Origin of the sequence: Massilia eburnea, assembly GCF_050709955.1 — a bacterium.
In the GTDB taxonomy this organism is placed as follows: Bacteria; Pseudomonadota; Gammaproteobacteria; order Burkholderiales; family Burkholderiaceae_D; genus Rugamonas; species Rugamonas eburnea_A.
The window spans coordinates 215,861-233,537 of sequence record NZ_JBNZFX010000032.1 but is presented as its reverse complement, the minus strand read 5'-3'; the positions used below and the strand labels follow the sequence as shown (position 1 = coordinate 233,537).

Genomic DNA, 17,677 nt, shown 5'->3' with positions numbered 1-17,677 from the left:
GTCGCCGGGGTGGGCACTGATGCAGCAACTGCAGACATGCTTGCTCCCTTATTACATTTTCGACTAATAGGAGCGCATGTTCGCATTCACGCGTTATAAACCAAACTACCCTTTTTTCATTTGCTTAGATGGTAAAACGGCAGTCATGCGACCAGTTTGGCAGCCACGGAAACCAGCACCGTAGCCAATACCCCGCGCAGGAAGCGCTCCGGCATGGAACGCGCAAACCAGGAGCCGATGGTAATGCCGGGCACCGAACCCACCAGCAAGGTCAACAGGAGCGACCAATCGATGGAACCCAGCCACCAATGCCCCGCAGCGGCAATCGCCGTCAAGGGCACGGCATAAGCGATATCGGTGCCGGCCACTTCGGCGGGCGTAAGGCGGGGATACATCAGCACCAACAGCGTAGCGCCCACCGCGCCGGCCCCGATGGAGGAAATGGTCACCAGTGTGCCGAGCACGGCGCCGGCAACGACGGTAGTGGTTTCCAGCGCCCTGCCCTGCAGCTGGCGCTCAGGGTGGGCCAGCATCCATGCCAGCATTTTGCCGCGGAACAGGATGGCCACCACGGTCAGCATGACGGAACCGGCGATGCAGATGCGGATCAGATGGCCGATTTGCTTGTCCAGGGCGCCGAAATACTTCAGGCCCAAGGTCGCTACCAGAGCCGCCGGCAAGGCGCCATAGCAAAGCAGGCGCACGATGTCCCAGCGTACGGTGCCGCGCAGGCGATGGGTGAATGTGCCGGCAGTCTTGGTCACGGAGGCAAATGCCAGGTCGGTGCCCACGGCTACCGAGGGCGAAACGCCGAACACCAGCGTCAGGATGGGCGTCATGAGCGAACCGCCGCCCACGCCGGTCAGGCCAACCAGCGCGCCTACGACAAAACCAGAAACGATGAACGACAAATCCATGCGAAATCCTTCCAAGATCCGCTAGGGTATCCAGTTGAGCATGAAATCCAAACAACGAATTCCTTATTTGCTTATGAAAAAAAGCGCCCGGATGGGCGCTTTCAAAGGGGGAGTAACTACTTAAAACGCGGTATCGAACTTCAGGTACATGGAACGGCCGTTCACGCCGAATGGGCAGGTTTCCCAGCAATACTTGAAGCCCAGTTTCGGGAAATCGCCGCCATTGGTCCACTCGGACGGGTAGGTATCGAACAGGTTGTTGACGCCAAAGGCCACGGTGGTTTTCTTGCTAAAGCTGTAACGAATGCTCGAATCCACGATCCATTTTGCATCCCAGGTCTGCAGCGGGCTGAAGCCTTCGCCCTGCACTTCGCCGTAGTAGTTGGCGCGGGCATTCACGTTCCACTGGCCGATGGTGTAGTCAGCCGCAACAACGTGGTGCTTGCGTGGCTGGCCGCGTTCGATCAGGGTCACCTGTGCCTGGTTGAACAGCTGTTCGCCAGTCAGCAGGCTGGATGGCGAGTGGCGCTTGGTGACTTCGGTCTTGTTGAAGCCCAACTGGCCGGACAGCACCAGGGTCGATGAGGTGAACTTGGTGGTGTGGTCGGCAACGATGTCCAGGCCCTTGGTTTTGGTATCGACGGCGTTGGTGAAGAACTGGGCCTGGCCTACCTTCAGCGGGTTCAGCACGTCGGCGATCGGGCCGCCGCCTGCTTCCGGCGAGATCTCGCTCGAGAACACGATACGGTCCTTGATCTTGATCTGGTACAGGTCAGCGGTCAGCGACATATTCTTCGCTGGACGCAGCACCATGCCGATCGAAGCGTTGCGCGAGGTTTCTTCTTTCAGCGGCTTGATGCCCAGCGCGGTGGTCACGGCACTGCCCTCACGCGCGGTCAGGGTTTCGGTCAGCTGGCCAGCCTGGTTCAGGTTGGTCGAAACCGAGCTGTAGAACTTCTGCTGCACGCCCGGCGCGCGGAAGCCGGACGACACGCTGCCGCGCAGGCCGAATTCCTTGGTCGGGTCCCAGCGTGCGCTGAGCTTGCCGGTAGTGGTGTTGCCGAAGTCGGAGTACTTCTCGTAACGCACGGCAGCAGCCAGCAGCAGGTCCTTGACCGGATGGTATTCGGTATCCAGGAACAGGGCGATATTGTGACGGCCTTCGTCCACCGCAGTGGCCGGGGTGTAGCCAGGGAAGCCCTGGGTACCGGATGCCGCTACGCCGCCGGTCTGGTTGATGATCGGAATGGCCGGGTTGTTGGTGCGGCCGTATTGGTAGGACACCGGATCGCCAGCGACGATCTGGTAGTTGTCACGGCGGTATTCGAAGCCGGTGGCCACGAACACTTCTTCGCTGCCGAATTTGACCGGGCCCTTCACGTCGGCGTTAAAGGTCGTCTGGTCAAATTTAAGCTTGCCGGTATCGGCTTCGAACGGCGACTCGGCATAGATGCCTCCGCCTGGTTTCGGCTCATACCAGTAGGAGACGTTGATGGTCTGCTTCTCGTGGAAATCGAGCTCGCTGCGGCCGTGGTTGATGCTGATGTCGGCCTTCCAGTCATTCGGCAGGTCGCGGCGGTAGCCAAAGGCGAACGATGCGTCTTTCACGGTAGTGCGGATATTCGGCAGGAAGCCTTCCGGATACACGGCCGGCACATTGCGGCCATCGCCTTTGGAGCGGAAGAAGCCGGACGAATCACCCCTGCGCTTGGACACGCCACCGAAGCTGTAAAACTCACCCACTTTATCGACCGGCAGGGCCGCGTTCCACCACAGGTAGGCATCCTTGGCATCGCTGTCGCCGATGCGCTGGGTCACGCGCGGCGGATCGACACGCAACGAGTCAGGGCCGGCGCGGTTGGTTTCATCGCGCTTGCGGCCTTCCAACGACAGGTTGATGTAGCCGCCATCTTCGCCCAGCGACCAGCCGCGGTTCACGCTGGCGGAAACCATGTCGCCGTCGCCTTCCTTGGTGGTGCCGACCTGGCCGCTGATGGCGGTCTCGTTCACATTCGACTTCAGCACGATGTTGATCACGCCGGCAATCGCGTCCGAGCCGTATTGGGCGGCCGCGCCATCGCGCAGCACTTCGATGTGGTGGATAGCCGACAGCGGAATCGCATTGATGTCGGTACCGGCCGAACCGCGGCCGATGGTTTGCTGCACGTTGACCAGCGCCTGTTGGTGGCGGCGCTTGCCGTTCACCAGCACCAGCAATTGGTCGGGGCCGAGCGAGCGCAGTGTCGCCGGGCGGATGATATCGGTACCGTCGCTGATGAAGGTGGTGGAGAAGTTGAACGACGGGTCCAGGGTTTGCAGCAGCTTGCCCAGTTCCAGCGGGCCGGCCGTCTGCAAATCCTTGGCGTTGATCAGGCCCACCGGTGCCGCGGTATCCAGCGCGGTCTTGGCAGTGGCGCGTGAGCCCAGCACGACCACGGTCTGCTGTTCTTCTGCGGCGGGTTGCGCGGCGGTTTGCGCGTAAGCTTGCGAGGTGGCCAGCAAAACAGCACTGGCGATAAGGGTGCGTTTCATAGGTATTCCGATCTCTTTAACGATTTTTATTTGGTGCCGCAAAAAAATACTAACCTCGCACAATTGAACTCACAAAGAAATAATTCATTTATGACAAGTGAATCTCCTGCCAACGTTGCATGAATGGAACAGACCCAAGGCTATTGGCTTGTATTCAACCAAGTGCTACATTGTCTGCAAGCGATTCATGGGAGGAAGTGTGATGACTGATGCTCTGTTGCTGACCGACCGTTTGTGCGACCTGACCGAAATGGCCTTGCAGGCCTATACCAAGTTCGAAAAAGCCACTGTCTACTGCACCGCCAAGCACCTGATGGCAGACTTCGAAAATGCGGGACTACCGCTAGCTGCCTTCGACAAGCTGTCGACGATCCAGGTGGCCATCCTGGCGGCTGTCGAATTCGCCCCACCCGGCGGCAAGAACAATCCGCAGTGCATCGTCGCCGCGCGCAACGAGATCGCCGCGCTGCGCGAAATGCTGAAAGAAAAAAAGCGCCCCGAAGGGCGCCTGCAAGAACATCTGCACTAGCCATTCCAGGGACCTGGTGATCTTCTCCCCTTCCTGGCCAGCATAGGCGCGCGCGCCGTTCCTAGAACCGTTACTTGTTCGGTTGCGGCGTGATGCGCAGGTAAGGACGCGGGGCCTTGAAGCCTGCCGGGTACTTCTGTTTGATCACCTCCGGATCCTGCACGGTGAGCGGGATGATCACGTCATCGCCATCTTTCCAGTTGCCGGGGGTGGCGACGGTGTACTTGTCCGTCAGTTGCAAGGCATCGATCACGCGCAGCACTTCGTCGAAGTTGCGGCCTGTGCTAAGCGGATAGGTGATTTGCAGGCGCAGCTTCTTGGCCGGGTCGATCACGAACAGCGAGCGCACGGTCGCGGTGGCCGACTGGTTGGGGTGGATCATGTCGTACAGCTCGGCCACTTTGCGGTCGGCGTCGGCGATGATCGGGAAACCCACCACGGTCTGCTGGGTCTCTTCGATATCCTTGATCCATTCCTTGTGCTTGTCGGCCGGGTCGACCGACAGCGCGATTGCCTTGACGTTGCGCTTGTCGAATTCCGGTTTCAGCTTGGCGGTCAGGCCCAGTTCCGTGGTGCAGACCGGCGTGAAGTCGGCCGGGTGCGAGAACAGCACTACCCAGGATTCGCCGGCCCACTCATGAAACTTGATGCTGCCAATGCTGGAATCCTGTTCGAAGTCCGGTGCGGTGTCGCCAAGGCGTAAACTCATTCTTCTTCTCCAAAGTTAAATTCGATGCGCGCTGCGCCAGGACTTGCAGCAGGCGCTGGCCGAAGCGCCAGTCGCCCAATCCCGATTCAGCGTTGATATGTCCCAGCGCGCCCGCGTTGACGAAGTCACTGCCCCAGCGCTGCGCCCAGGTTTCGGCGCTTTTCGCCGTCATCCATGGGTCGTTGGTGCTGGCCACCATGATCGATGGGCAAGGCAGTTCGCCGTGCGGCAGCAAGGAACTGACCTGGAACTTATCGGGATCGGCAGGCCCCACCAGCATTACCCCCGCCACGTGGGGGGAGGTTGAACGTGACAGGCTTAATGCTGTGGTGAGGCAGCCGAAACTGTGTGCAACGATGAGGGTCGGACGGCGGTCCTGGTCCAGTACTTCATCCAGGCGGTCGGCCCAGCGCAGCAGGACCGGATCGCTCCAGCGTTTCTGCTCTACCCGCTCGAAACGCGGGTACAGGCGCTGCCAGCGGGACTGCCAGTGATCGGGCCCGCTGTTATGCAGGCCTGGTGCGACCAGGACGCGGAATTGGTTCAGTTGTTGGATCGCCATGCGGCCCTCCGTTGCGTGATTATTGGCCTGCGACTTTCGCGCCAGGCTGGTAGATCTGGTCGAACACGCCACCGTCGGCAAAGTGGGTTTTCTGTGCGGTGGTCCAGTCGCCGGCGACGTCCGTGATCTTGAACAGCTTCACGTTCGGGAATTGAGCGGCATACTTCTTCGCTTCCTTCTCGATGCTCGGACGGTAGTAGTTCTTGGCGATGATGGCCTGGGCCTGGTCGGTGTACAGGAAGTTCAGGTAAGCCTCGGCCACCTTGCGGGTGCCACGCTTGTCGACCACTTTGTCGACCACGGCCACCGGAGGTTCGGCCAGGATCGAGACGGAAGGCGCGACAATTTCAACCTTGTCCGGGCCCAATTCCTTGATCGCCAGCAGGGCTTCGTTTTCCCAGGCGATCAGCACGTCGCCGATGCCGCGTTCCACGAAGGTGGTGGTGGCGCCGCGCGCGCCGGAATCCAGCACCGGCACATTCTTGTACAGCTTCTTCAGGAATTCGCGCGCGGTGGCATCGCTGCCGCCTGGCTGGCGCAAGGCATAGCCGTAAGCGGCCAGATGGTTCCAGCGTGCGCCGCCGGAGGTTTTCGGATTCGGGGTGATCACCGCCACGCCCGGCTTGACCAGGTCGTTCCAGTCCTTGATGGCTTTCGGATTACCCTTGCGGACCAGGAACACGATGGTGGAACTGTACGGGGTGGCGTTATGGGCCAGGCGCTTTTGCCAGTCCTTGCCCACCAGGCCGCGCTCGGCGACTGCATCGATGTCGTAGGCCAGGCCCAGGGTCACCACGTCAGCTTCCAGGCCATCGATCACGGCGCGTGCCTGCTTGCCCGAGCCGCCATGCGACTGCTTGATCTTCACGTTGTCGCCAGTCTTTGCCTTCCATTCCTTGGCGAAGGCGGCGTTGACGTCCTGGTACAGCTCGCGGGTTGGATCGTAGGAGACGTTGAGCAAGCTCACGTCGGCTGCTTGCGCCACTGCGGCGGTGGCGAACAAGGCAGCGGCAATCAGTTTCTTGGACAGCATCTGGTTTCCCCTTTATGTTTGGAGATGCCAGATTAACTGCCTCTTATATAAAGACGAACGAATACTTTCGACGTTCGTTATACCGGAAAGTAATTAAAGGAAGCGATTGACCAGCACGACAGCCCAGCTTGCCCCCGACAGCAGGCAAGCCAACAGTACAGCGGCGCTGCCAAAATCCTTGGCGTTCTTGGACAAAGGGTGGCGCTCCAGTGAAACACGGTCCACCACGGCCTCAATTGCGGAATTGATAAGTTCGACGATCAGCACGATGACCATGCTACCGATCAACACCAGTTTCTGAAAAGCAGAAACTGGCAACAACAGTGCAGCGATGGTGCCGATCACGAATACGACCAGCTCCTGGCGGAAGGCGTGCTCGGAACGGATGGCGGTCTGCAGGCCTTCGATGGAGTAGAAAAAGGCCGAATAGATACGTTTCAGGCCGCTCTTGCTCTTAAATTCACTAGTAGGTTCCATGGACACGGATTATAGCGACAGAATTCCTATTTTTTTCACATCATGGTATAAATAAGTCTGCCTATACCGCACTGCACCAACCACATTATGAAAAGCGAAACCCTGCCCCCGCAGGAACCAAAAACGACGATCCAGGTTATCGACCGCATGACGGCCCTGCTTGATGCCCTGGCAAAATATCCGGATCCGGTCAGCCTGAAGGAACTTTCAAAAGTTTCGGGCCTGCACCCTTCCACCGCCCACCGCATCCTGAACGACCTGGTGGTGACCCGCTTTGTCGACCGCGTCGAGCCTGGCACCTACCGCCTTGGCATGCGCCTGCTGGAACTGGGGAATGTGGTGAAGAGCCGCCTGTCCGTGCGCGAAGCCGCGCTGGACTCGATGCGCGCCCTGCACAAGAAGACGCAGCAGACCATCAATCTGTCGGTGCGCCAGGGCGACGAGATCGTCTATATCGACCGCGCTTACTCCGAGCGCTCGGGCATGCAGGTGGTGCGCGCCATTGGCGCCCGCGGCCCGCTGCACCTGACTTCGACCGGCAAGCTGTTCCTGTCGGTCGACGAACCAAAGGCGATCCGCGCCTATGCCACCCGCACCGGGCTGGCTGGCCACAACAAGAATTCGATTACCGACCTGGCGCGCCTGGAGCGCGAGCTGAGCCTGGTGCGTGCGCGCGGCTATGCGCGCGACAATGAGGAACTGGAACTGGGGGTGCGCTGCATGGCGGCCGGCATCCGCGACGATTCCGGCAAACTGGTGGCAGGCTTGTCGATTTCCGCACCGGCGGACCGGCTGCAGGATGACTGGCTGGAAGACCTGGTCAATACTGCCAACCAGATCTCCGCAACCCTGGGTTACATACCCGAGTAAGACTGGGCGCTGGTGCTGGCGCCGCTGACATTGTCACCGAAGGTTGGCTTGAGCGCGGCCAGCCACTTCTTCATGCGGGTCGCGTCGGCCACGCGTGCTGCGGTGCCCTTGGCATCCAGCAGCACCATGATGACGGCGCGGCCTTCCACCATTGCCTGCATGATCATGCAACGGCCAGCTTCGTTGATGAAGCCGGTTTTCTGCAGGCCGATCTCCCAGCCGGAATTCGGCGCCAGCAAACGGTTGGTGGTGCCAAAGGTGACGGAACGGCCGCTGTTTTCCACCACGGCTTTCGGGTCGGTGGAGAATTCGCGCAGGATCGGGTGCTCATAGGCAGCCTGCACCAGCTTGGCCAGGTCGCGTGCGCTGGCCACGTTCATCTTGGACAGGCCGCTGGAATCGACATAGTTGGTGTCGCCCATGCCCAGCGACTGCGCCTTCTCGTTCATCGCCTGCACGAAGGCCGACAAGCCGCCCGGGTAGTTGCGGCCGAGCGCCGATGCGGCCCGGTTTTCCGAGCTCATGAGAGCGATGTGCAGCATATTGCGGCGGGTCAGGCGGTCGCCTACTTTCAGGCGCGAGGAACTGAATTTCTCGCGATCGACGTCTTCGTCGGTCACGGTCAGCAGTTCATCCAGGTCCTGGTTGGCTTCCACCACCACCAGGCCGGTCATCATCTTGGTGATCGAGGCGATAGGCAAAGCTACGCCGGCGTTCTTTTCGAACAGGACTTCGGAATTGGCCTGGTCCAGGACCAGGGCCACATTGGATTTCAGGTCCAGCGGATCGCGCACCAGGTTCAGGCCAGCGAGGTCGCCCATGGTCGGACGATTGAAGTCCGCCACCTTGGTCACGCGCTGGTAAACGATCTTGTTACGGCCACGCAGACTGATCGTGCGCTTGACCATCTGCGTTTTCGCAGCCGGGGCGGCATAGCGGGTACCTGCTTTCTTGACGGCCGCTTGTGCAGATCCCATTGAAGCCGATGCACAAAGCAAGGACACAAGCACGCTGATAGCAAGTTTGTTCATTCGTCATTCCCCGGTGTGAAACAGCAGAATCGCTAGTTGCAGTGTAGCAAAATAAGATTCCTGCGCAAGCTAAATCAAACTTTTCTTCACCAATGTTTTCAGCCCCACAATACACATTTCCTATAGTGACGCGTGACGACAACGGAAGCTTGTTCACTCCATAAATTTAACAAATTTGGCAATCGGCTCGCGCTCCGTTACCAGCGTGTTTTCAATTTTGCCACTATCTGCGAAACCAAGCGACATCCCGCATACAACAGTTTCGCTGGCGGGCAGGCCCAGCACCTCGCTGATGATGCGGTGGTACTGGGTAAAAGCGGCCTGGGGGCAGGTGTCGAGGCCGCGGCCACGTGCCGCCACCATGATATTTTGCAAAAACATTCCGTAATCGAGCCAGGAGCCCTGCTCCATGATGCGGTCGATGGTGAAGATCATTCCTACCGGCGCACCGAAGAATTCAAAATTACGGCCATGCTGGGCGGCCATGCCAACCTTGTTCTCCCGCGTCAGGCCAAGCAGCGCGTACAAATCCCAGCCCACTTTGCGTCGGCGGTCGATATAAGGCGACACCCATTCACGCGGATAGTAAGCATATTCCTCGGTATGCAATTTGTTCAGTTCTGGATCTGTATATGCGGCCAGGATCTTGGAAGACAAGGCGTCCTTCATGGCGCCAGTCAGCACGTAGACGTTCCACGGCTGGGTGTTGGTGCCGGAAGGTGCGCGGGACGCCACTTCGAGAATCGCTTCGATATCTTCATGCGCTACCGGGGTTGGCAGGAAGGCGCGAATCGAACGGCGCGAGGTGATGGCCGCGTCGACGGCCTGCTGTGCTGAGGAGCTGATCATGGTTGTGGCCTATTTGGGTTGCTTAACCACAAATATTACTCCAATCACCGCCAGCCCCATACCGGCAATACCCATCCAGTTCAGGACTTCCCCAAACATGGCCCAGGCCATGATGGCGGTAGTGGGCGGCGTCAAATAAAGAAGGCTGGTGACCTGGGTCGCGTCGCTGCGACGAATCAGCGCAAACAGGAGGAAGATCGCACCGATGGACAGGGCGAACACTGACCAGGCCCAGGCGCCAAGGAATTGCGGCGTCCACTGGATCGAACCCATGTCTTCCAGCAGCCAGGCAAACGGCAGCACCACTATGAACGAGGCAGCGAACTGGATCACGGTGCCGGTGCGCAGGTCGAACTTGGGACAAAAATGCTTTTGATAGAGCGTGCCGGTGGTAATCGATAACAGCGCGAACGCCGCTAGCGCGATCGCCTGCCAACTAAGGCCAACCAATGTGATCTTCGCGTAAACAACCAAGGCTACGCCGCCCAGTCCAAAGGCCAGTCCGATCCATTGGCGTGGATGCACCCGCTCGCCAATCAAGGGCGCCGCGAAGGCTGTCAGGATAGGCTGCATGCCGACAATCAAGGCCGACAAGCCGGCCGGCATGCCCAGTTTAATCGCACACCAGACTCCGCTAAGGTATCCCGCTTGCAGCAGCAAGCCAGCGACAGCCACATGCCCCACCTTCCCCTTCGGCCATGGCGCACGCAACAGCAATACGATCGGCGCGAGGATCGCCAGCACACCGAGGAAGCGCAGCAGCAGGAAGGTTAACGGAGGCGCATAGGGCAAGCCGTAGCGCGCCACAATAAAGCCGGTACTCCAAAGGACGACGAAGAACAGTGGGATAGGAGAAAAGAGGGAGCGCATCGAACGATTCTAGCACCGCGCATCAATACCCTGCTTGGCAGCAATAGCTATGATTTTTCTAGCCAGAAACCCTTTACTGACAATAGGTTAGTTACTTTGTGCAATGCACAAAAACCGCTTGACTTTGATTCCTGAACCCGGATAATCGCCTTTGTTGCGTTGCACAATACGTTGTTTTCCGTTGTAGAAGCAGCAAGTTCCAACGACTAATTCACTTATTTGGAGAGTCCCAATGTTTGCGATTCCTGAGCAGTTTTCTAATGCCACCAAGGCTAACTTCGAAAGCCAATTCGCACTCTTTTCTTCGCTGACCAACAAAGCCTTCGAAGGCGTTGAGAAGTTCGTCGATCTGAACATCACCGCTGCCAAGGCATCGCTGGAAGAATCGTCGGCCGCAACCCGTCAGCTGCTGTCGGCCAAGGACCCGCAAGAGTTCTTCACCCTGTCCGCTGCCCAGGCCCAGCCAGTTGCCGAAAAAGCCATCGCCTACAGCCGTCACCTGGCATCGATCGCTTCCGGCACCGGCGCTGAATTCAGCAAAGCAGCTGAGTCGCAGATCGCCGAGACCAACCGCAAGGTGATCTCGCTGGTTGACGAAGTAAGCAAGAACGCCCCAGCCGGCAGCGAAAGCGCCGTTGCCCTGTTCAAGTCTGCCTTGAACAACGCCAACGCCGGTTACGAGCAGTTCACCAAGAGCGCCAAGGCCGCTGCCGAAACTTTCGAAGCCAACGTGAATGCAGCTGTGAACCAGTTCACCACTGTGGCCACCACCGCCGCCAAGAAGCAGTAATCAATACCCGGCCAGCCCTAGCGGCTGGCCATGAAGCAACGCTGTACCAGGTCTCCTCGGCATCCGTGGTTTCCTCTCAGCGGGTGTCCTTCCCAAGCCCCGGCAGAAAGTCCGGGGCTTTTTTTGCCTCCAAGTTTACATTTCATCTAAAACGAGATAATCTGTCTCAATGATGAAACGAACTCCCGAGCAGCAGCACCTGCTGGACCAGATGAAGCATGTGGCCGAAGGGCTTGGCCGCACGCTGGCGCCCTTCACTGAAGTGGTGCTGCATGACCTCCTGGATCCGGGACATGCCGTGCTGGCGATCCATAACAACCTGTCCGGCCGCCAAGTCGGCGAGCCGGCGACAGAACTGGGGTTGGCACGCATTGCCGATCCTGCCTTCCCGCAAGTGCTGGCCAACTACCCGAACACTTTCCCCGACGGACGGCCTGCGAAGAGCACCTCGGTCGGCATCAAGGACAGCGAAGGCCAGTACATCGCCGCACTCTGCATGAACGTTGACCTGAACCTGTTCCGCAGCCTTCAAGCCATGCTGGGCCAGTTCAGCAATGTCGATCCGACCGGTGCAGTCATCGAATCACTCGCCCCTGCAGCAGGCGCCGACGCCATCCGCGCCCATATTGAACAATTCGCCGCACGCCTCTCCCGCACACCACGCGCGCTCAAAGCGGATGACCGCCGCGCCCTGCTGCGCGAACTGGGCGACGCAGGTTTGCTGGAGATGCGGCGCTCGATGGAAATCATCGCCGCCCACCTTGGCGTATCCCGCGCCACGGTCTACAACTATGCAAAATAACGACGCCCACCTGCTGATGCTGGATCGCGAGGCCGTCGCCGCGCTGCTGCAGCCGGACGATGTGCGGGCAGCCGTGCGCGAAGCCTTTGTCCTGCACGCCGCACGTACGGCTCGCGTCTTCCCCCTGGTACGCGAAGAGCTTCCCGGCAGCGCAGTCTTCGGCATCAAGTCGGGCGATGTGCCTTCGCAGGAACTGCTTGGGTTCAAGGCCGCAGGCTTCTGGCCAGCCAATCGAGAAGCTGGCGGCGACGCACACCAGGCCACCATCATCCTGATCGATCCGCGCACCGGCCGTCCGCTGTGCATCGCTGACGGCAACGCGGTCACCACGGCGCGCACCGCTGCTGCAGGCGCGCTCGGACTTCAACTATTGGCACGCGCCGATAGTGAACAATTGTGCGTGTTCGGCACCGGCGTGCAGGCACGCGGCCACGTGGAATATGCGCTGCACGCCCTGCCCTCCTTCAAGCGCGTTCGCTATGTGACCTCTGACGGCCGCCAGGCGCCTGCATTCGAAGCACTGTTCGCGGGGCGCTGCGACGTAGCGCTGGCGGGAGGCGCGCGCACTGCCGCCGCCGATGCAGCGGTTGCCGCTTCGGACGTGATCATCACCGCTACACCAGGCCACAGCATGCTGTTCAGCGCCGATGCAGTACGCGCTGGAACGCACATCAACGCCGTCGGCGCAGACACGCAGGGCAAGCACGAATTGCCGGCCGGCCTGCTGCAACGCGCCCGCCTATGGGCCGACGACCTGCCGCAGGCACGGCACATCGGCGAACTGCAGTGGGCCCACGAACTGCCCGCCACAGAACTTGGTGAGCTGCTTGCCGCCGGCGCGGGAACGGCGCCACGCGCAGCCGACGACATTACGATTTTTGATATGACGGGCATTGCCCTGCAGGACCTCACCACCGTGCGCATGCTGTACGAACGCGCCCTCGCCAACAACACCGGCCAGAATATCGCCTGGCCCTGGTAAGCAAGGAGAACCATGAGCATCACTTACGAAGACATCGTCGCCGCAGCCCACCGTATTGAAGGCCATGCCCACCGCACGCCAGTGCTGACCTCCCGCACCGCCAACGAAGAACTGGGAGCGGAAATTTTCTTCAAGGCCGAGAACTTGCAGCGCATGGGCGCCTTCAAGTTCCGTGGCGGCTTCAACGCCCTCTCGCGCTTCAACGAAGCGCAGCGCAAGGCCGGCGTGGTGGCTTTCTCCTCCGGCAACCACGCGCAGGCGATTGCACTGTCGGCAAAGCTGCTGGGCATCCCGGCCACGATCATCATGCCTGAAGATGCACCGGCATCGAAAATCGCCGCTACGCGCGGCTACGGCGGCAATGTGGTGACGTATGACCGCTACAAGGAAGACCGCGAAGCCATCGGCCGTCAGCTCGCCGAGGAAAAAGGCATGACCCTGATCCCGCCTTACGACCATGCGGACGTGATTGCCGGCCAAGGCACAGCAGCGAAAGAATTGTTCGAGGAAGTGGGCGAACTGGATTACTTCTTCGTCTGCCTCGGCGGCGGCGGCCTGCTGTCAGGTTCCGCACTGGCGACCCGCGCGCTGTCGCCGAAGTGCAAGCTGTACGGGGTGGAGCCGGAAGCCGGCGACGACGGCCAGCAATCGTTCCGCAGCGGTTCAATCGTGCATATCGATACGCCAAAGACCATCGCCGACGGCGCACAGACGCAGCACCTGGGCACGCTGACCTTCCCTATCATCCAGCGCGAAGTGGACGACATTTTGACCGTCAGCGATGCGGAACTGGTCGACGCCATGCGCTTCTTCGCCTCGCGCATGAAGATTGTGGTCGAGCCGACCGGCTGCCTTGGCTTCGCAGCAGCACGCAAGATGAAGAAAGAGCTGCGAGGCAAGCGCGTAGGTGTGCTGATCAGCGGCGGCAACATCGACATCGAGCGCTTCGCCGCCCTGCTCGCATAAACGGCCGAGCCCGTGTCACACCTTGGGGTCACACCCGAAGTGTGACACGGGCTCGACAGTATTACTCGCCCAGGTAGGCGGCCTTGACGCGCGGGTCGTGCAGCATGTCTTCCGCAATGCCGGTCATGGTGACCGCGCCGGATTCCATGACGTAGCCGCGGTTGGCTGCTTGCAGCGCCAGCTTGGCGTTCTGCTCCACCAGCAGGATGGTGATGCCCTGCTGGTGCACGTCGCGGATCACTTCAAAGATCTTTTCAACCATGATCGGCGACAGGCCCATCGAAGGCTCATCCAGCAGCAGCAAGTGCGGATGGCACATCAGCGCGCGCGCCATTGCCAGCATCTGCTGCTCGCCGCCGGACAGCGTACCTGCCAGCTGCGCGGCGCGCTCTTTCAGGCGCGGGAACACGCCGAACCATTTCTCGATATCGGCAGCAATCGCTGCCTTGTCGTTCATGGTGTAGGCGCCCATCATCAGGTTTTCGGTGATGGTCATGCGGGTGAACACACCACGCCCTTCCGGCACCATGGCCAGCTTCTTCTCCACCAGGTGGAAAGACTGCGAGCCTTTCAGCGACTGGCCCATATACGATACGGTGCCCTCCACCTTGCATGGCGGCAGGGTGCCGGTGATGGCCTTGAGCGTAGTGGTCTTGCCGGCGCCGTTGGCACCGATCAGGGTAACCAGTTCGCCTTCGTTGACTTCCAGGTCGATGCCTTTGACTGCCTTGATGCCGCCGTATGCGACCTTCAGGCCCGAAACTTTCAGAACATTGGCGCCCATCAGTGCGCTCCTCCCAGATAGGCTTCAATCACTGCTTTGTTGCTTTGAATCTCGGCTGGCAAGCCTTCAGCAATCAGCTTGCCGTATTCCAGCACGCTGATGCGGTCGCACAGGCCCATCATCAGCTTCACATCGTGCTCGATCAGCAGCACGGTCTTGCCTTCGTTCTTGATCTTGACCAGCAGCTCGCGCAGCGCCAGCTTCTCGGTCGCGTTCATGCCGGCCGCCGGTTCATCCAGCGCCAGCAGCTGCGGGTCGGTGGCCAGTGCACGGGCGATTTCGAGGCGGCGCTGGTCGCCGTAGGAAAGGTATTTGGAAGTGCGGCTGGCAAACTGGCCGATGCCGACGAAGTCCAGCAGTTCCTGCGCGCGCTTGCGGATTGCAGCTTCTTCTTCGCGTGCTGCCTTGTGGCGGAACACCGCACCGAACACACCCTGGTGCGAGCGCACATGGCGGCCCACCATCACGTTTTCCAGTGCGGTCATTTCGCCGAACAGGCGGATGTTCTGGAAGGTGCGGGCAATGCCGGCCTTGGCCACCGCGTGCGGGGCGGACGGCGAGTAAGGCTTGCCGGCCAGCTCGAAGGTGCCGGTATCCGGCTGGTACAAGCCGGTGATCACATTGAAGAATGTGGTCTTGCCGGCGCCGTTCGGGCCGATCAGGCCGTAAATCTGGCCCTTGTTGATCGTGATGCGCACGTCAGTCAGCGCCTGCAGGCCGCCGAAGCGTTTGTTGACGCCTTCGATATTCAGGATTACTTGTTCGCTCATCTCTACTAACCTCATGCAGCCATTACGCCGGTCGACTGGCCCTTGGAGTCGGCATCCGCATCGGGACGCTCTTCATGCTTGGGCGATGGCCACAAGCCCGCAGGACGGGTCAGCATGATCACCACCATGGCCAGGCCGTACAGCAACTGGCGCAGCACTTCGGATTCGATCAGCACTTTGCCGAACAATTTCATTTGCAGCGGCTCCACCACGTGGCGCAGGATTTCCGGCAGTGCCGCCAGCAGCGCGCCGCCCAGCACCACGCCTGGAATGTGGCCAATGCCGCCCAGCACCACCATTGCCAGCACAGCGATCGACTCGGTCAGCGAGAACGATTCCGGCGACACAAAGCCCTGGAAGGAAGCGAACATGGCGCCTGCCACGCCGCCGAACGTGGCACCCATGGAGAACGCCAACAGCTTCACGTTGCGGGTATTGATGCCCATGGCCTTGGCCGCGATTTCGTCTTCGCGGATCGCCACCCAGGCGCGGCCCAGGCGGGAATGCTGCAGGCGCGAAGTGACGAACACGGTTGCGATGGTCAGCACCAGGAACAGGAAGTAGTAGGCATTCACCGAAGGCATCGAGAAGCTGCCGATGAATACCGTGGCGCGCGAGCCTTGCTCGCCCGCCAGGTTCACGCCGAATACGCGAATCGGGTCGATCAGGTTGATGCCCTGCGGGCCGTTGGTGATGTTGACCGGATCGTTCAGGTTGTTCATGAAGATGCGGATGATCTCACCGAAGCCCAGGGTCACGATCGCGAGGTAGTCGCCGCGCAGCTTCAGGGTCGGGGCACCGAGCAGCGCGCCAAACAGGCCCGCCAGCGCTGCTGCCAGGGGCACAATCAACCATACGGACAAATGAATGCCGTTGGTGCGGATATCCTCGCCCAGCAAGGCTGCCAGCGCCTCGCCAAAGGCGGGATGCATATTGATCAGCGATTCCAGCACGGTCGCGAATTGCGGCGATGCCAGCAGGCCGGTCATGTAAGCGCCTACTGCATAGAATGCGATGTAGCCGAGGTCCAGCAGGCCGGCAAAGCCCACCACAATATTCAGGCCCACGGCCAGCATGATGTACAGCAGCGCCAGGTCGGCGATACGCACCCACGAATTGCCGAATGGCGCGGCCGCGAACGGGAAGATAATCAACGCGGCCAGCAGCAGCGCCATGCTGATGTAGGCCTGCTTTGGATTTTTTTGAATGTCGAAAGTCAGCATATTCACATCCCCATCAGGCGCGGTCGGCCACGCGTTCGCCCATGATGCCGGACGGACGCACCGTCAGCACCAGGATCAGAACGATGAAGGCGAAGATGTCCTGGTAGTGCGAGCCCAGGAAACCACCGGTCAGTTCGCCGATATAGCCGGCGCCCAGCGCTTCGATAATACCCAGCACGATACCGCCGATCATGGCGCCGTAGATATTGCCGATACCGCCCAGCACCGCGGCGCAGAAGGCTTTCAGGCCAGGCATGAAGCCCATCGCAAACTGGATGGAGGCATAGTTCGCGCCCCACATCACGCCGGCCACTGCAGCCAGCGCCGCGCCGATTGCGAAGGTGGCGACGATGATCTTGTTCGAATCCACTCCCATCAAGCCGGCGACGCGCGGATTCTCCGCTACGGCGCGCATGGCGCGGCCCATGCGGGTGCGCTCAACCAGCATGACCAGGCCGAACATCGAAACCGCAGCCAGCACCAGCAGCAGCACCTGGGTCACGGTGATCACGGCGCCGCCCACCATGATTGGCTCGGTTGGCAGCAGTTGCGGGAATGGCAGCGGGTTGCGCCCCCAGATCATCATGGCAAACGTCTGCAGCAGGTAGGAAACGCCGATGGCGGTAATCAGGGGAGCGAGCCGGGGTGCGTTGCGCAGGCGGCGGTAGGCAATGCGTTCGATCACGATGTTTACGATCATGCAGGCCGGGATGGCGCCGATGATGGCAATGCCAAGCTGCATGTATCCCGGCAGGTCCGGCGCATACACGCCCAACAAATTCAGGATGGAGAGTCCGATCATCGCGCCGATCATCAGCACGTCGCCATGCGCGAAGTTAATCAGGTTCAGCACGCCGTACACCATCGTATAACCGAGGGCGACCAGCGCATACATACTGCCCAGCACCAGGCCGTTAAGAATTTGTTGGATAAAAGTATCCATCGAGTATGCCCTTAAGAACTATAAAAAACGGCACCCAA

At 60.2% G+C, this 17,677-nt stretch carries 19 protein-coding genes; 6 read left to right on the top strand and 13 right to left on the bottom strand.

The window, feature by feature from the left end; all coding sequences use genetic code 11:
- Nucleotides 1-143 precede the first annotated feature (143 nt).
- Complete coding sequence (locus ACQ4MM_RS19540; protein WP_431478907.1) at nt 144-917, bottom strand: sulfite exporter TauE/SafE family protein; 774 nt, start codon at nt 915-917, stop codon at nt 144-146.
- Between the two features lie 120 nt (nt 918-1,037).
- Nucleotides 1,038-3,449, bottom strand: a complete 2,412-nt coding sequence (locus ACQ4MM_RS19535) for a TonB-dependent receptor plug domain-containing protein (protein ID WP_431478906.1) — start codon at nt 3,447-3,449, stop codon at nt 1,038-1,040.
- Nucleotides 3,450-3,651: 202 nt separating this feature from the next.
- On the opposite strand from ACQ4MM_RS19535, the gene ACQ4MM_RS19530 reads away from it, so the two are divergent.
- The gene (locus ACQ4MM_RS19530) at nt 3,652-3,978 is read left to right on the top strand and encodes a hypothetical protein (RefSeq protein WP_431478905.1); all 327 of its coding nucleotides are present in this window, start codon (nt 3,652-3,654) and stop codon (nt 3,976-3,978) included.
- A gap of 70 nt (nt 3,979-4,048) precedes the next feature.
- Here ACQ4MM_RS19530 and ACQ4MM_RS19525 read toward each other — a convergent pair whose 3' ends face one another.
- The 4 genes from ACQ4MM_RS19525 to ACQ4MM_RS19510 form a co-directional block, all read right to left on the bottom strand.
- Nucleotides 4,049-4,687 (bottom strand): peroxiredoxin, encoded by a 639-nt coding sequence (locus tag ACQ4MM_RS19525; RefSeq protein ID WP_431478904.1) that lies wholly within the window; start codon nt 4,685-4,687, stop codon nt 4,049-4,051.
- Nucleotides 4,614-5,249: an RBBP9/YdeN family alpha/beta hydrolase gene (locus ACQ4MM_RS19520; protein ID WP_431478903.1), complete on the bottom strand. Its 636-nt coding sequence runs from the start codon at nt 5,247-5,249 to the stop codon at nt 4,614-4,616. Before ACQ4MM_RS19520 ends, ACQ4MM_RS19525 begins: the two co-directional genes overlap by 74 nt.
- 19 nt (nt 5,250-5,268) lie before the next feature.
- Nucleotides 5,269-6,282 (bottom strand): sulfate ABC transporter substrate-binding protein, encoded by a 1,014-nt coding sequence (locus ACQ4MM_RS19515; RefSeq protein WP_431478902.1) that lies wholly within the window; start codon nt 6,280-6,282, stop codon nt 5,269-5,271.
- 93 nt (nt 6,283-6,375) lie between these two features.
- A complete protein-coding gene (locus tag ACQ4MM_RS19510) occupies nt 6,376-6,759 on the bottom strand; it encodes a diacylglycerol kinase (RefSeq protein WP_431478901.1) in 384 nt (127 codons plus the stop codon).
- A gap of 87 nt (nt 6,760-6,846) precedes the next feature.
- On the opposite strand from ACQ4MM_RS19510, the gene ACQ4MM_RS19505 reads away from it, so the two are divergent.
- Nucleotides 6,847-7,629: an IclR family transcriptional regulator gene (locus tag ACQ4MM_RS19505; protein WP_090441755.1), complete on the top strand. Its 783-nt coding sequence runs from the start codon at nt 6,847-6,849 to the stop codon at nt 7,627-7,629.
- Here ACQ4MM_RS19505 and ACQ4MM_RS19500 read toward each other — a convergent pair.
- From ACQ4MM_RS19500 to ACQ4MM_RS19490, 3 genes are all read right to left on the bottom strand, one after another.
- Nucleotides 7,614-8,660, bottom strand: coding sequence for a serine hydrolase (locus ACQ4MM_RS19500; RefSeq protein ID WP_431478900.1), 1,047 nt, complete (start codon nt 8,658-8,660; stop codon nt 7,614-7,616). The two genes, ACQ4MM_RS19505 and ACQ4MM_RS19500, sit on opposite strands and share 16 nt — an antisense overlap.
- Nucleotides 8,661-8,813: 153 nt before the next feature.
- A complete protein-coding gene (locus ACQ4MM_RS19495; RefSeq protein WP_431478899.1) occupies nt 8,814-9,509 on the bottom strand; it encodes a nitroreductase in 696 nt (231 codons plus the stop codon).
- Between the two features lie 9 nt (nt 9,510-9,518).
- Nucleotides 9,519-10,379, bottom strand: a complete 861-nt coding sequence (locus ACQ4MM_RS19490) for a DMT family transporter (protein ID WP_431478898.1) — start codon at nt 10,377-10,379, stop codon at nt 9,519-9,521.
- A 232-nt stretch (nt 10,380-10,611) separates the two neighbouring features.
- On the opposite strand from ACQ4MM_RS19490, the gene phaP reads away from it, so the two are divergent.
- From phaP to ACQ4MM_RS19470, 4 genes are all read left to right on the top strand, one after another.
- The gene (gene phaP / locus ACQ4MM_RS19485; protein WP_431478897.1) at nt 10,612-11,169 is read left to right on the top strand and encodes a TIGR01841 family phasin; all 558 of its coding nucleotides are present in this window, start codon (nt 10,612-10,614) and stop codon (nt 11,167-11,169) included.
- 169 nt (nt 11,170-11,338) lie between these two features.
- Nucleotides 11,339-11,971, top strand: a complete 633-nt coding sequence (locus tag ACQ4MM_RS19480) for a helix-turn-helix transcriptional regulator (protein WP_431478896.1) — start codon at nt 11,339-11,341, stop codon at nt 11,969-11,971.
- Nucleotides 11,961-12,953 (top strand): ornithine cyclodeaminase family protein, encoded by a 993-nt coding sequence (locus ACQ4MM_RS19475; RefSeq protein WP_431478895.1) that lies wholly within the window; start codon nt 11,961-11,963, stop codon nt 12,951-12,953. The genes ACQ4MM_RS19480 and ACQ4MM_RS19475 overlap by 11 nt, the downstream gene beginning before the upstream one ends.
- A 12-nt stretch (nt 12,954-12,965) precedes the next feature.
- The gene (locus tag ACQ4MM_RS19470) at nt 12,966-13,919 is read left to right on the top strand and encodes a threo-3-hydroxy-L-aspartate ammonia-lyase (RefSeq protein WP_431478894.1); all 954 of its coding nucleotides are present in this window, start codon (nt 12,966-12,968) and stop codon (nt 13,917-13,919) included.
- Nucleotides 13,920-13,980: 61 nt separating this feature from the next.
- Here the strand turns inward: ACQ4MM_RS19470 and ACQ4MM_RS19465 are convergent, their stop codons facing one another.
- From ACQ4MM_RS19465 to ACQ4MM_RS19450, 4 genes are read right to left on the bottom strand one after another with little or no spacing between them, the layout of a single operon-like run.
- Nucleotides 13,981-14,703, bottom strand: coding sequence for an ABC transporter ATP-binding protein (locus tag ACQ4MM_RS19465; RefSeq protein ID WP_431478893.1), 723 nt, complete (start codon nt 14,701-14,703; stop codon nt 13,981-13,983).
- Complete coding sequence (locus ACQ4MM_RS19460; RefSeq protein WP_431478892.1) at nt 14,703-15,473, bottom strand: ABC transporter ATP-binding protein; 771 nt, start codon at nt 15,471-15,473, stop codon at nt 14,703-14,705. Before ACQ4MM_RS19460 ends, ACQ4MM_RS19465 begins: the two co-directional genes overlap by 1 nt.
- A gap of 11 nt (nt 15,474-15,484) precedes the next feature.
- Nucleotides 15,485-16,696, bottom strand: a complete 1,212-nt coding sequence (locus ACQ4MM_RS19455; RefSeq protein ID WP_431478891.1) for an ABC transporter permease subunit — start codon at nt 16,694-16,696, stop codon at nt 15,485-15,487.
- Between the two features lie 13 nt (nt 16,697-16,709).
- The gene (locus ACQ4MM_RS19450) at nt 16,710-17,639 is read right to left on the bottom strand and encodes a branched-chain amino acid ABC transporter permease (RefSeq protein WP_431478890.1); all 930 of its coding nucleotides are present in this window, start codon (nt 17,637-17,639) and stop codon (nt 16,710-16,712) included.
- Nucleotides 17,640-17,677 lie beyond the last annotated feature (38 nt).